The following is a 14564-nucleotide window of genomic DNA, read 5'->3' as shown; positions in this document are numbered from 1 at the left end:
TGTGCTGTGGTTTTAAAACAAAGTAGAGAGTTGCAAGAATGAATTAATTTAAGGAAGATAACGATGATAAGGATGTCATCAAAGGTTGTTGCTATCTGCTTGGTGTTATTGACAATAGGCTGCCAATCAACAGCAAATAAAAAACATGTTGCAGTGCCTCTTCGTCTTCAATTAGGGGACGCTTATCTGGCTGAGCAACAATATCAGATAGCCCAATATCATTTTCAAAAAGTGCTGTCAGTGATGCCTGAGCATCCTGAAGCAAATTTAGGAATGGCATTAACATCCCAGTTATTGGGAAATCCTATTCAGGCGCTAGATTATTACAAATTAGCGATGAAGTCGAAGCCAGTAAATGTTAATGTATTAAGGTTTTATGGTAATTTCCTTTGTGAACAAAATTTATTAAACAACAATAATGTGTTAATTGAGGATATACCGTCAGATTATTTGGTTTGTCAGCATGCTGAATACCAAAAATCACCAAATTCGCGATGAGGACGTTAAAAACTGTATTTTCTCGTGTTCATCAATGTTAAACATCCAATAGCCACAGTGCCTAGATTGCTAATGAATACTGAAAACAAAACCGAAGAAGTGAAATTAACAGCGGGTCAACTTTTACGTCAGGCACGTGAAAAAGCGGGGCTAACTCAGCAGACTGTTGCTGATCGACTTTGTTTGAAGTTAACAACAGTATGTGAAATTGAAGCTGATACTATCTCTTCTGGTATTGCACCGACATTTTTACGTGGTTATATGCGCTCTTATGCAAAACTTGTCGGTGTTCCTGAAAGCGCAATTCTAGGTCTAATTGATCAACAAGCCCCAATAAAACAAGTTAAAGTCACAACAACACAAAATTACTCATTGGGTAAGCGTCATAAAAAGCGTGAAGGCTGGTTGATGAAATTGACTTGGGTTATTGTAATAGCAATGATAGCTTTAGTCGGTTTATGGTGGTGGCAGGGTCATCAAGCCGATCAACAAGAATTAGTCTCTATGGCTTCGCAAGACATAGGACAAAATAGTCCGCAAGAAAACACCAATACGATAGAATCTCCTTTATCAACCTTAGATAATAATAGCCCATCATCTGAGGGTGAAAATGTACAAGTGCCTGCTTCTCCATTAGTAGATAATCAGGCTAATAAGGTTGCCGAGCCATCAGTAACAGATGCCACACCTGAGGCAGAAGTTAAAACAGTTCCATTACCGGTGTCACCATTAACCACATCAACGACTTCTCGTGCTGATTCTGCTGAAGGCAATTCAACACCCGCACCAATTGTGGAAAATCAACTGGTCTTGATGTTTGATGGTGAATGCTGGTTAGAAATTCGTAATGCTCAAAATAAAGTTTTATTTAATGGTATTAAGAAAGCCGGTGACCGTTTGGAATTTAATGGTGAGCAACCTTATAAACTAAAAATAGGCGCACCTTCTGTTACTCGTTTACAGTTTAATGGTGAAGCTGTTGACTTAAGCCGTTTTACTGGAAAAATAGCAAAAATAACAGTACCGAGCGCTTAATCTGACTATACATTTGAGCAAGCATGGAAGCATGGAAGCATGGGAGAATTAATCAATGCATAAAGAATCACCTATTATTCGTCGTAAATCGACGCGAATTTATGTTGGTAATGTACCTATTGGCGATGGGGCTCCTATCGCGGTACAGTCGATGACGAACACACGAACAACAGACGTTGAAGCGACTGTAAACCAGATTAAGTCTCTGGAACGTGTTGGGGTGGATATTGTACGTGTTTCTGTACCAACTATGGATGCGGCTGAAGCATTCAAACTAATTAAGCAACAAGTGAAAGTACCTTTGGTCGCTGATATTCATTTTGATTATCGTATTGCACTTAAAGTTGCTGAATATGGTGTCGATTGTTTACGTATTAATCCTGGTAATATTGGTAATGAAGAGCGTATTCGTCAAGTTGTCGATTGTGCCCGGGATCGCAATATTCCCATTCGTATTGGTGTGAATGGGGGGTCACTAGAGAAAGATATTCAAGAAAAGTATGGTGAGCCAACCCCTGAAGCGCTAGTTGAATCGGCTATGCGCCACGTTGATATCTTAGATAAATTGAACTTTGATCAGTTTAAAGTCAGTGTAAAAGCTTCTGACGTTTTCCTTGCTGTTGATTCTTATCGTTTATTAGCGAAAAAAATTGATCAGCCTTTACATTTAGGGATCACCGAAGCTGGTGGTGCAAGAGCCGGATCAGTGAAATCAGCTATAGGCCTTGGGATCCTTCTATCAGAAGGTATCGGTGATACTTTACGTATCTCTTTAGCCGCAGATCCGGTTGAAGAAGTAAAAGTTGGCTTTGATATCTTAAAATCATTACGTATTCGCTCTCGTGGTATCAATTTTATTGCTTGCCCAACATGCTCTCGTCAAGAGTTTGATGTTATTGGTACAGTTAATGAATTAGAACAACGTCTTGAAGATATCATTACACCAATGGATGTTTCTATTATTGGCTGTGTGGTTAATGGTCCTGGTGAAGCCGAAGTTTCTACACTAGGTGTAACCGGAGCTAAAACGCGCAGTGGTTTTTATGAAGACGGTGTAAGACAAAAAGAGCGTCTTGATAATAGTAATATGATTGATTTATTAGAGGCGAAAATCCGTACAAAAGCGGCAATGCTTGACGGCAACCTCCGAATTAATATAAATCAATTGGATAAATAACACGCAATTAACAGGCTCATTAACTAATGAGCCTGTATTACTATTGATTTCACATTGAATACTGATTGTTTTCGCTTCTATAATCAGTTTATTGATCAATTAATAACTATTAGAGAAAAAAAGTGGCACAAAAAATCCAAGCCATTCGTGGTATGAATGACTACCTACCTGCTGATACGCGGGTATGGCAGAAAATCGAAAATACGCTAAAACAAATTTTAGCCGGTTATGGTTTTAGTGAAATTAGAACACCTATCGTAGAGCATACCCCTCTATTTCAGCGAGCAATTGGTGAAGTGACCGATGTTGTTGAAAAAGAAATGTATACTTTTACCGATCGAGGTGAAGACGCACAAAGCTTAACCTTACGTCCTGAAAATACCGCAGGTTGTGTCCGCGCAGGAATTGAACATGGTTTACTTTATAACCAAGAGCAACGCTTATGGTATTTAGGGCCAATGTTCCGTTATGAACGCCCTCAAAAAGGTCGTTATCGCCAATTTCACCAATTAGGTGCAGAAGTATTTGGCCTACAAGGGCCTGATATTGATGCTGAACTGATTATGTTAACGGCACGCTGGTGGAAGGCTTTAGGTATTGCAGAGCACGTGACTTTAGAACTGAACTCTATTGGTTCACTCGAAGCGCGGGCAAAATACCGTGAAGCATTAGTCGCATTTTTAGAGCAACACGTTGATCAATTAGATGAAGATTGCAAACGTCGTATGTATTCTAACCCATTACGTGTTTTAGACTCTAAAAATCCTGAAATTCAGACTTTATTGAATGATGCGCCTGAACTTTTCGATTATCTTGATGACGAATCAAGAGAACACTTTGATGGTTTATGTGCATTACTTGATGCTGTAGGTATTACTTATCGTGTTAATCAGCGTTTAGTCCGAGGCTTAGATTATTATAACCGTACTGTTTTTGAATGGGTAACCAGTGCATTAGGTTCACAAGGAACGGTATGTGCGGGTGGTCGCTATGATGGATTAGTGAAACAATTAGGTGGACACCCAACGCCTGCGGTCGGTTTTGCCATGGGGATGGAGCGCATGATCTTATTAGTTCAAGCGGTTAATCCTGAGTTTGTTGCTGATACTCATGTCGCTGATGTTTACCTTGCGTCTTTTGGTGATAATAGCCAAAGTGCAGCATTAATGCTGGCAGAAGAAATCCGTGATCAATTACCTACATTGCGCTTAATGACCAATCACGGTAAAGGCAATTTTAAAAAGCAATTAGGACGTGCTGATAAACATGGTGCTAAAATCGCGTTAATTTTAGGTGAAGATGAAATTAACGCTGGCACAGTAGCCGTGAAAGATTTACGTTCAGGTGAACAGACCATTGTATCGCGTAGCGAACTGGCCCAACAATTGACGCTGTTATTAGGTTAAGGAGAGACTTGTGGAAGTTTATAGCACCGAAAACGAACAAGTTGATGCAATTAAACAGTTTTTAAAAAATTATGGTTTAACGATCATTCTCGCTATTGTCATTGGCGTGGGTGGAATTTGGGGTTGGAAATATTGGCAATCACATCAAGCCAACCGTCTACAAGAGAGTGCGGGTGAATTTGCAACAATAAATGAAGCATTAACTAAACCAACGCCTGAAAATATCGCATTAGCCGAAAAATTTGTTTCTGAAACTAACGATATTTATGGTGCTTTAGCCTCTTTAGAGTTAGCTCAATTAGCGATTGATGCCAACGATTTAGCCAAAGGTGAAACTCACCTGACTAAAGCAATATCTATGGTAAAGAATGAAGCATTTGCAGATATGCTTAACCTTCGCTTAGCTCGTGTGCAACTGGCATTAGATAAAACTGATGCTGCGTTAATTTCATTAGAGCAAGTGAAAAGTAAAGCATGGGATGGAATGAAAAATTATATCCGTGGTGATGTATTAGCGAAAAAAGGCGATAACGCAGGTGCAGCCGCCGCTTATCGTAATGCATTGAATGATGAAAATGCAGGCGCTATTCGCTCATTGGTTGAACTTAAACTCAATAATTTATCCAATTAAAGGGATCTTCAGACATGCAACTGCGTAAAACTCTCCTGATCGGTCTACTAGCATCAGCATTATTAGCTGGGTGTTCTAGTGAGCAGGATAATGTGACAATGTCTCCATTGCCTGAGGTGCAGAGCCAATTTACCCCTTATGTGGTGTGGGACAAATCGGTTGGCAATGGTATTGGAAAATACTATTCCCACTTGTCACCAGCATGGGATGGTTCAGTTGTGTATGTCGCTGATCGCCATGGGGTAGTTAAAGCATTAGAATTAGAAACGGGTAAAGAGATTTGGTCTCAAGATCTCTCAACTAAAAAAGGTTTCTTCTCCTCTAATGAATCAGCATTACTTTCCGGTGGTTTAACCGTCTCTGGTACTCGTGTTTTTGTCGGTACAGAAAAAGCAAAAGTGTATGCTTTAAATACAGATGATGGTTCTATTGATTGGGAAACAGATGTTGCCGGAGAAGCGATTTCCAAACCTGTTGTTAGTGATGGTTTAGTGCTTATTCATACCAGTAACGGTATGTTGCAAGGGCTTGATTTGCTGACAGGTGAAGTATCATGGACGGTCAACTTAGATACACCATCATTATCCGTACGTGGTGAATCAGCACCAGCTGTTGCTTATGGTGCAGCGATTGTGGGCGCTGATAATGGCCGTGTTAGTGCGGTAGTGTTATCTCAAGGGCAATTAGTTTGGCAGCAAAATATTTCACAAGTGAAAGGCTCTACTGAGATCAGCCGCTTAAATGATGTCGATATTACGCCAATTATTGATGAAAATACTGTTTATGCCATGGCTTACAACGGTAATTTAGTCAGTCTAGATATGCGTTCAGGGCAGATCATCTGGAAACGTGATTTAGGTTCAGTTAATGACATGGTACTTTTGGGTGACAATCTATACCTTGTTGACCAAAATGACCGAGTTTTAGCTGTGCGCAAATCTGATGGTGTGACATTATGGACACAAGAAGATCTACTGCACCGTAATTTAACCGCCCCGGCTATCGTTGATGGTTATTTAGTGGTGGGAGATGCAGAAGGCTATCTCCATTGGATTGATACCAGTACAGGCAAATTTATTGCTCAAAATAAAGTAAATAGCTCAGGTTTATTAAGCCGTCCACAGGCTGTTCAAGATAAACTGATGATCCAAGCACGTGACGGTAAACTTTATCTATATCGTCGGTAATTAAGCACTGACAAATATAATTATTTTACGGCTCCTTTAAAGGAGCCGTTTCGTCTTTTTAGTATTTACATGTAAAATACCATCAGATTTATGATTGTATTTTTATGAGGCATCAAAAAATGATACCCGTTATTGCCTTAGTAGGGCGCCCTAATGTGGGAAAATCCACATTATTTAACCGACTAACACGCACAAGAGACGCATTAGTTGCGGATTTTCCTGGACTTACCCGTGACCGTAAATATGGTCGTGCAGAATTAGACGGTGAAGAATTTATTATCATTGATACTGGTGGTATTGATGGTGCAGAAGAGGGTGTAGAAACCCGTATGGCATCACAATCACTGCAAGCCATTCAAGAAGCCGATATTGTGCTATTTTTAGTCGATGCGCGAGCAGGATTAATGCCAGCCGACCAAGGTATTGCTAAACACTTGCGTGGTGTTGAGAAAAAAACCTATTTAGTGGCGAATAAAACAGATGGTATCGATATTGATACCGCTTTGGCTGATTTCTACTCTTTAGGATTAGGGGAAATATTCCCTATTGCTGCTTCACATGGTCGTGGTGTTTCTCAACTGATTGAGCAAGCGTTGTTACCTATTGTGGGTAAAGTCGTCGAAGAAGAGAAAGAATTAACAGAAGAAGAAGAGAATGCCGCTTATTGGGCTGCTTTAGAAGCAGAGCAGAAAGAGCAAGAAGAAGAGGAAGAAGAGGATGATTTCGATCCGACAACACTTCCTGTTAAATTAGCTATTGTAGGCCGCCCTAATGTAGGTAAATCAACTCTGACTAACCGTATGTTAGGTGAAGAGCGTGTTGTAGTTTACGATATGCCAGGCACTACCCGTGATAGTATTTACATACCGATGGAGCGTGATGGTAAGGAGTATATCCTTATTGATACCGCTGGCGTTCGTAAACGCGGAAAAGTAAAAGAAACGGTAGAAAAATTCTCAGTGATCAAAACATTACAAGCGATTGAAGATTGTAATGTTGCACTACTTGTTATTGATGCTCGTGAGGGTATTTCGGATCAAGATCTCTCTTTATTAGGTTATATTCTTAATTCTGGACGCTCTTTAGTTATTGCTGTCAATAAATGGGATGGTATGACCCAAGAAGATCGCGAACAAGTTAAAGATATGCTTGATCTCAAATTAGGTTTTGTTGATTTTGCCCGCGTTCATTTTATCTCGGCATTACATGGTAGTGGTGTTGGTAATCTGTTTGAGTCGATTCAAGAAGCCTATACTTGCGCGACACGTCGTGTTGGTACATCAATGTTGACGCGCATAATGAAGATGGCAGAGGATGATCACCAACCCCCTCTTATTCGTGGACGCCGTGTAAAAATGAAATATGCCCATGCTGGGGGATATAATCCACCTGTCGTGGTTATTCATGGTAACCAAGTGTCTGATTTACCTGATAGCTATAAACGCTATTTAATGAATTATTTCCGTCGCACACTACAAGTGATGGGAACTCCTATCCGTATTCAATTTAAAGAAGGGGAAAACCCTTATGCGGATAAGAAAAATAAATTAACAGCTTCGCAAATACGTAAACGTAAGCGTTTAATGGCTCATTTAAAGAAATCAAAATAAATTAAATAGCCAGTTAAATGTAGAATAAAAACTGAGTTCGTTTCACTGGACTCAGTTTTTTTATTGATTATTGATGAATTCTTCATACTTTCATAAAAGAAACCGAAACAATTTAAGCAAAAATTAAGTATTTTTTTCAAAAAACAGTTAAATTGTAACTGATTACTATTCGTATTAATGAGTTTTTTACTTTGAAAAAAATAACTATGGGTTTTGCTATTTTTTTACTTTCTGGCTGTGCTACGCCAGAAAAATGGCAAGTAAATATGAAAAATCCCACACCTTTAGATATCGCTAAAAATCTATGCATGCAAGAAGCAAAACAACGCTACCCTGAGCATTATTTGAGTTCAACGCCAAATTATAGCTATCCTTCTTCTTCAACGATAACAGTAGATGGTAAAGAAGTTACTATTCCTAATTCAAATTATTATTCCTATTCTCGTTATGATGCCAATGAATCAGAGCGTAAACAGTATTTTGATATTTGTATGAGAGGAGAGGGGTGGGAAAATAAAAATAAAGTGACTGGATTACTCGCCTTTTTATTTAATGACTAATTAATAAAGCAGTAATTTTTACCAAACTAAAGCCAATTATAATAAATAAATGGCTTTAGTTTTAATGCGTCAGTAACTGCTATACCCACTCTTTGTGAATTAAAAAATCAGTATACAGCTTAGCTTCGGGAGTATTAGGTTCAGGGCGATAATCATATGCAAAGCGCACTAATGGTGGCATTGACATTAAAATGGATTCAGTACGTCCGCCACTTTGTAAACCAAATAGCGTGCCTCTATCCCAAACCAAATTAAACTCGACATAACGGCCACGGCGATAAAGTTGGAATTGGCGTTCACGCTCTCCCCAGGGTATAGATTTGCGTTTTTCGACAATCGGCAAGTAGGCATCCAGGTAGCCTTGCCCGACATGTTGTACAAATTCAAAACAGTGATCGAAATCAGGAGTATTTAAGTCATCAAAAAATAGACCACCAACACCACGCGGTTCGTTACGATGTTTTAAATAAAAATAGTCATCACACCATTTTTTATATCGAGCATAATAATTTTGGCTAAAGGGATCACACACAGATTTAGCCACTTTATGCCAATGGATAACATCTTCTTCAAATCCATAATAAGGCGTTAAGTCAAAGCCTCCACCAAACCACCATACAGGAGCTTCTCCCTCTTTTTCAGCAATGAAAAAACGAACATTTGCATGTGAAGTAGGAATATAGGGATTAAGAGGGTGAATAACTAATGAAACGCCCATTGCTTGAAAACGACGACCGCTTAATTCAGGGCGATGAGCCGTGGCTGATGCAGGTAAGGCATCTCCATAAACATGGGAAAAATTAACACCCGCTTGTTCAAAAATAGCACCTTGGGTGAGCACTCGAGTACGACCACCACCGCCAGCTTCTCTTTGCCAATTATCTTGCTGAAAGGTTGCTTTTTGGTCTATATTTTCAATAGCATGGCAAATACTATCTTGCAACGACAAAAAAAATGATTGCACACGATGAATATCAGGTAAACTCATAATAACCTACAGTTTTTATCATATTTATTAAAAATGGAACGCGATATGACCTATGCTCTCATTTTGAAGTTGATTGATAAAGTAAACAAGGGATAATAAATTTAGTAACTTGTGAAAGATAACAGGCAAAACAATGGAAATACGTGTATTCCGTCAAGATGATTTTGAGGCAATCATTACACTTTGGGAACGTTGCGACTTGATCTCACCAGAAAATGATCCTGAAATTGATATTGAACGAAAGATTAACCACTCCCCCGATCTCTTTTTAATCGCAGAGGTTGCTGGCGAAATAGTCGGTAGTGTAATGGGAGGCTATGATGGTCATCGTGGCTCGCTTTACTATTTGGGCGTTCATCCTGAGTTTCGCGGTAGAGGAATTGCCAATGCACTAATCTCTCGGCTAGAGAAAAAACTCATTGCAAAAGGGTGTCCACAAATTACTTTAATGATCCCCGAAGAGAACGATGCCACTATTTGTATGTTTGAAAAGCTTCTCTATGAAGATCAAAATCAAGAGAATACGGCTTACACTAAACGCCTAATTATCGTTCAGGACTTCGATCTTTAATTCTTCGCTAAATCCTCTTTTATTGACGGTTAAGATAATTTTAATCGGTTAATAGAGAGGATTTTCTTTTTTTGTACTTTCTTTCCTATCATGATGTTGCCTCGATAAAAAAGAACTTAACCTTGCTTATTTACTGGATAAAATCTGATATTGTCGATTTAAGGGAACAAACTTGGCTGAGTTATGGTCGTAACTAGTCTGAAGTATTCAGTTATTTTAGTTTAACGCGAGTAAAAACTTGTTGCCTTAGCATCAATTGAATTTATAACGAAAAAGTGAAATGGAGTATTTATAATGCCTAAATTTTGGTTACCCTTGTGTTTAAGCACAAGTGTCTTGCTATTAAGTGGCTGTTCATCCATGGGGGGAATGTCTTTTTCTGCACTTAATCCAATGAATTGGTTCTCAAATGAGACGTTAACGGTTTCTGCAAATGGATTAGGTAATATCACCGCTTCAACGGCAGTGACAGAGCAAGCGCTCGAAAAAGAGTTGGGTAGCCGTTTCCATTACCGACAAGGAATGGAAATGCAACAAGGCAATATTATAGTTATTGTGCAAGCACTTGAAGATGAAAAAGTACAAGTGGCTTTTTATGGCCAAGAAAAGGGCACAGTAGATAAAATCACGGTATCTGATCCTAATGCGAAAACAGCGTGGGGAACGACAATAGGTACACCATTTAAAGATATTTATAAAAAAGCATTTGGTATGTGCAGTAACGGGCCGAAAGTCGATAAACAAAAAACCATTCAATGCCAATCAGAACAAGCAAAATCAGTGAGCTATGTTTTTGCTGGGCAATGGGATGGCCCTGATGGTCTAATGCCACCCGATGAAACATTAGCAAATTGGCAGGTAACACAAATTGTTTGGCAAAAATAGGTTATTTTTAAGTGTTATTAATAAAATAATTTTATATTTACCTTTTCTGCTAACAAAAATTTGTTAAATAGCAAAGCCTAAAAATAAATGTTGGATATAATAAACCACATTAATTTATATGTTTTTTATTATTTATTAGGGAAGCAATATGTCTCATGCACAAAGCGGTATTTTAGTCGCACATAGTAAATTCGGTCTATTTATTGAAGCAATGGTGGTGGGGGAAATTGATCAACTACGTCAAGGCTGCCAACAATTTATGCAATCCCTTAGCGAATTACAAAAACAGTATCCTGATGCTTCATTAGGTGCCGTAGTAGCTTTTGGTTCAGATCTTTGGAAAAAATTATCAGATAATAATAGTGCGCCAGAGTTAAAGCCATTTCGTCCATTAGGTAAAGGGTTAGCTCCTGCGACTCAGCGCGATATACTTATCCATATCCAATCCATGCGTCATGATGTGAATTTCTCATTAGCGCAAGCTGCAATAGCTGCTTTTGGTAACGTGCTCCAAATAGAAGAAGAGATCCACGGTTTCCGCTGGATTGAAGAGCGTGATCTTAGTGGTTTTATTGACGGTTCAGAAAATCCTGTTGGTGACGAGCGCTATGGTGTTGCTTTAATTAATGAAGGTATTGATGCTGGTGGTAGCTATGTTTTAGTTCAACGCTATGAGCATAACCTAAAAAAATGGGCGCGTTTTAGTGAATCAGATCAAGAAAAAATGATTGGTCGTACTAAAAAAGAGAGCATTGAGTTGGATGAATCAGAACGCAATATTACCTCTCATGTATCCCGTGTTGCTATTGAAGAAAATGGTGAAGAGTTAGCGATTTTGCGTCATAGCTTACCTTATGGAACTGCTAGTGGTAAACATGGCCTCTATTTCTTAGCTTACTGTGGCCGTTTATATAATATTGAACAGCAATTACTCAGTATGTTTGGTGAAGTTGATGGTAAATACGATGATTTACTGCGTATGAGTAAACCTGTGACAGGTAGCTACTATTTCGCTCCTTCTTATGAAGTATTAGCCGCTCTGTAAGTCTTAGCGTTACACTGCTATTTTGCCACGCCAGTATCATTTACTATGCTGGCGTTTTTATTTTGACGAGGTCGTTTCTCGATATCTCAATGTTGAATTATTTTCAGTTAAATCATTATGATGCTTATTTATTTGGGCAATCTCACTCTTTATCCATTTATAATAGCTATTAGTTATATCAAATAACAAAAGCTAACTACACTGTTATAAATAAAGCCGATAGAGTAACCATTAGAATAAGACTTACGCTGATGGGTACTATAATGAAGAACAAAACAATCCGAACTTTTGCATTACAGGCAACCGTTGCATTGTCTTTGGTTGCGAGTAGTTATGCAAATGCAGCTCAATTACTTAATAGCTCTTACGATATTGCTCGCGAGTTATTTACACAGCTTAATAGTGATTTTAAAACTCAATGGGATGCTCAACATCCTGATGACAAAGTCACTATCAAACAGTCGCATGCTGGCTCTTCTAAGCAAGCATTAGCCATATTACAAGGTTTACCTGCGGATGTTGTCACTTATAACCAGGTGACGGATGTACAAATTTTGCATGATAAAGGCAAGCTTATTCCTGCTGATTGGCAACAACGTCTACCTAATAATAGCTCACCTTATTATTCCACCATGGCCTATTTGGTTCGTAAAGGAAATCCTAAAAATATCACTTCTTGGCAAGATTTGACCCGTGAAGATGTCAAAGTGGTTTTCCCTAACCCAAAAACATCAGGTAACGGTCGTTATACCTATTTAGCCGCATGGGGAGCGTTTGAAAAAGCTTATGGAAATGAAGCGCAAACCCGTGATGCTATGACAAAGTTACTTAAAAATGTTGCGGTATTTGATACCGGGGGACGGGGGGCAACGACCTCATTTATTGAACGTGGACTTGGTGATGTTTTAATTAGTTTTGAGTCTGAAGTAAATAATATTCGCCAGCAATATGGTGAAGATGATTATCAAGTTATTGTCCCTCCTGTAGATATTTTAGCGGAGTTTCCTGTGGCATGGATTGATAAAAATGTGCAACGCAATAAAACAGAAAACCTCGCCAAAGCTTACTTAAATTATTTATATAGCCCGAGAGCGCAGGAGATCATCACACAATTTAACTATCGCGTAAATGATAAAGCGGTGATGGCCAAAAAAGCAGATCAATTTCCAGCGACTTCATTATTTACCATTGAAGATGTGTTTGGTGATTGGAACCAAGTGATGAAAACGCATTTTGCTACAGATGGCACGCTAGATAAATTATTATTAGAAGGACGCCAATAATGTTTGCCACAGCCAGCAAGCGAGTATTACCCGGATTTGGGCTTAGTTTAGGTAGTACGCTTTTTTATACTTGTTTGATCTTATTACTACCTATGAGTGCGCTGGTTGTGCAGTTATCTGAAATGAGTTGGGCACAATATTGGGCGGTGATAACCCACCCTCAAATCGTGGCAGCGTATAAAGTCACTTTGTTGTCAGCCGGTGTTGCAAGTATTTTTAATGCTATTTTTGGCATGTTATTAGCGTGGATCATTACGCGCTATCGTTTCCCCGGCAGAAAGTTTCTTGATGGATTAATGGATTTACCTTTTGCCTTACCTACAGCGGTAGCGGGATTAACCTTAGCAACGTTGTTTTCTACACAAGGATGGTATGGCTTGGTGTTAGATAAGTTTGATATCAAGGTGATCAATACATGGATTGGTATTGCTGTGGCGATGTCTTTTACTAGTTTGCCGTTTGTGGTCAGAACGGTGCAACCTGTTTTAGAAGAGTTAGGCCCTGAATATGAAGAAGCGGCTGAAACATTAGGGGCAAACCGTTGGCAAACGTTCCGTAAAGTTGTGTTACCTGAATTGTCTCCGGCGTTATTAGCCGGTACGGCGCTCTCTTTTACGCGTAGTTTAGGGGAATTTGGTGCTGTTATTTTTATTGCTGGCAATATTGCATGGCAGACCGAAGTGGTTTCTTTGATGATATTTATTCGATTACAGGAGTTTGATTATCCTGCAGCCAGCGCGGTCGCTTCTGTTATTTTATTGGTTTCATTAGTCTTACTGTTTTCAATTAATGGATTACAAAGCCGCTTTGGCAAGCGATTAAGGGGGCATTAATGTCGGATATAGCGCAACAACGCTCTCTTTATCGTCGCCAAATTGATTGGGTAAAATGGGGATTGATCCTTACAGGCGTTGTGTTATCCATTTTATTTTTAGTGGTGCCTATTGCGTGGATCTTTATGACTGCGTTTTCAAAAGGCATAGAAATATTTACCGACAACTTGCTAGATAGCGATATGTTACATGCTGTTTGGCTTACGCTACTTATCGCTTTAATTACTGTACCGATAAATATGTTGTTTGGTATTAGTATGGCATGGCTTGTTACGCGTTTTCGTTTTCCGGGGCGTCAGTGGTTAATGACGCTGATTGATATCCCATTTGCGGTATCTCCTGTCGTCGCGGGACTGCTCTATCTGCTTTTTTATGGTAGCAATGGTTGGGCAGGGCAGTGGTTGGAACAATTCGATATTCAGTTAATGTTCTCTTGGCCCGGTATGGTATTAGTGACGGTATTTGTCACTTGTCCTTTTGTTGTGAGAGAGCTTGTCCCGGTGATGATGAGCCAAGGAAGCCAAGAGGATGAAGCTGCTGTGTTATTAGGTGCCAGTAGTTGGAAAATGTTTTGGCGAGTGACATTACCTAATATTCGTTGGGCATTGCTCTACGGTGTGGTTTTAACAAATGCACGTGCTATAGGGGAATTTGGTGCCGTCTCTGTTGTTTCGGGTGCTATTCGTGGTGAAACCTATTCACTGCCTTTACAGGTCGAACTTTTGCACCAAGACTACAACACTGTGGGGGCTTTTACGGCAGCAGCATTACTTGCCATGATGGCAATTATTACATTAATGGTTAAAAGTGCGTTGCAATGGCATTTAGAACGTCAGCAATAACGCAAAACAGGGG

Annotated in this window: 15 protein-coding genes; 14 read left to right on the top strand and 1 reads right to left on the bottom strand. The window is 39.3% G+C overall.

Annotated elements, in window-relative coordinates; genetic code table 11:
- Positions 1–63: 63 nt before the first annotated feature.
- The 8 genes from AACQ49_RS09250 to AACQ49_RS09215 all read left to right on the top strand — a co-directional run bounded on the left by AACQ49_RS09250 (position 64) and on the right by AACQ49_RS09215 (position 8104).
- A complete protein-coding gene (locus tag AACQ49_RS09250; RefSeq protein WP_017627969.1) occupies positions 64–498 on the top strand; it encodes a hypothetical protein in 435 nt (144 codons plus the stop codon).
- Positions 499–570: 72 nt separating this feature from the next.
- Positions 571–1533, top strand: a complete 963-nt coding sequence (gene rodZ / locus AACQ49_RS09245; protein ID WP_004243822.1) for a cytoskeleton protein RodZ — start codon at positions 571–573, stop codon at positions 1531–1533.
- A gap of 55 nt (positions 1534–1588) precedes the next feature.
- Positions 1589–2710: a flavodoxin-dependent (E)-4-hydroxy-3-methylbut-2-enyl-diphosphate synthase gene (gene ispG, locus AACQ49_RS09240; protein ID WP_004243820.1), complete on the top strand. Its 1122-nt coding sequence runs from the start codon at positions 1589–1591 to the stop codon at positions 2708–2710.
- Between the two features lie 122 nt (positions 2711–2832).
- Positions 2833–4116 (top strand): histidine--tRNA ligase, encoded by a 1284-nt coding sequence (hisS, locus tag AACQ49_RS09235; RefSeq protein WP_004243819.1) that lies wholly within the window; start codon positions 2833–2835, stop codon positions 4114–4116.
- Positions 4117–4126: 10 nt separating this feature from the next.
- On the top strand, positions 4127–4747 hold the full coding sequence (locus AACQ49_RS09230; protein WP_004243818.1) for a YfgM family protein: 621 nt from the start codon (positions 4127–4129) through the stop codon (positions 4745–4747).
- A 14-nt stretch (positions 4748–4761) separates the two neighbouring features.
- On the top strand, positions 4762–5934 hold the full coding sequence (gene bamB / locus AACQ49_RS09225; RefSeq protein WP_004243816.1) for an outer membrane protein assembly factor BamB: 1173 nt from the start codon (positions 4762–4764) through the stop codon (positions 5932–5934).
- A gap of 119 nt (positions 5935–6053) precedes the next feature.
- Entirely contained in the window at positions 6054–7544 is a 1491-nt protein-coding gene (der, locus tag AACQ49_RS09220; protein ID WP_049256198.1) for a ribosome biogenesis GTPase Der, read from the top strand.
- 191 nt (positions 7545–7735) lie between these two features.
- Positions 7736–8104, top strand: coding sequence for a hypothetical protein (locus tag AACQ49_RS09215; protein ID WP_237612813.1), 369 nt, complete (start codon positions 7736–7738; stop codon positions 8102–8104).
- Positions 8105–8183: 79 nt separating this feature from the next.
- Here AACQ49_RS09215 and hemF read toward each other — a convergent pair whose 3' ends face one another.
- A complete protein-coding gene (hemF, locus tag AACQ49_RS09210) occupies positions 8184–9092 on the bottom strand; it encodes an oxygen-dependent coproporphyrinogen oxidase (RefSeq protein ID WP_036907770.1) in 909 nt (302 codons plus the stop codon).
- Between the two features lie 133 nt (positions 9093–9225).
- On the opposite strand from hemF, the gene AACQ49_RS09205 reads away from it, so the two are divergent.
- The 6 genes from AACQ49_RS09205 (at position 9226) to cysW (ending at position 14551) form a co-directional block, all read left to right on the top strand.
- A complete protein-coding gene (locus tag AACQ49_RS09205; RefSeq protein WP_161779014.1) occupies positions 9226–9663 on the top strand; it encodes a GNAT family acetyltransferase in 438 nt (145 codons plus the stop codon).
- A gap of 294 nt (positions 9664–9957) precedes the next feature.
- Positions 9958–10548, top strand: a complete 591-nt coding sequence (locus AACQ49_RS09200) for an RpoE-regulated lipoprotein (RefSeq protein WP_161779013.1) — start codon at positions 9958–9960, stop codon at positions 10546–10548.
- A gap of 148 nt (positions 10549–10696) precedes the next feature.
- A complete protein-coding gene (locus tag AACQ49_RS09195) occupies positions 10697–11593 on the top strand; it encodes a Dyp-type peroxidase (RefSeq protein ID WP_004248427.1) in 897 nt (298 codons plus the stop codon).
- A gap of 251 nt (positions 11594–11844) precedes the next feature.
- Positions 11845–12876, top strand: coding sequence for a thiosulfate ABC transporter substrate-binding protein CysP (cysP, locus tag AACQ49_RS09190; RefSeq protein ID WP_004248426.1), 1032 nt, complete (start codon positions 11845–11847; stop codon positions 12874–12876).
- Positions 12876–13709 carry a sulfate/thiosulfate ABC transporter permease CysT gene (gene cysT, locus AACQ49_RS09185; protein WP_004243805.1) on the top strand — a complete coding sequence of 278 codons (834 nt, stop codon included), beginning with the start codon at positions 12876–12878 and terminating at the stop codon, positions 13707–13709. Before cysP ends, cysT begins: the two co-directional genes overlap by 1 nt.
- Positions 13709–14551 carry a sulfate/thiosulfate ABC transporter permease CysW gene (gene cysW, locus AACQ49_RS09180; protein WP_004243804.1) on the top strand — a complete coding sequence of 281 codons (843 nt, stop codon included), beginning with the start codon at positions 13709–13711 and terminating at the stop codon, positions 14549–14551. The genes cysT and cysW overlap by 1 nt, the downstream gene beginning before the upstream one ends.
- The last annotated feature ends 13 nt before the right edge of the window (positions 14552–14564 follow it).

Source organism: Proteus sp. G2675 (assembly GCF_963886535.1).
GTDB lineage: Bacteria > Pseudomonadota > Gammaproteobacteria > Enterobacterales > Enterobacteriaceae > Proteus > Proteus mirabilis.
This window is presented reverse-complemented; position numbering and strand designations above follow the sequence as displayed.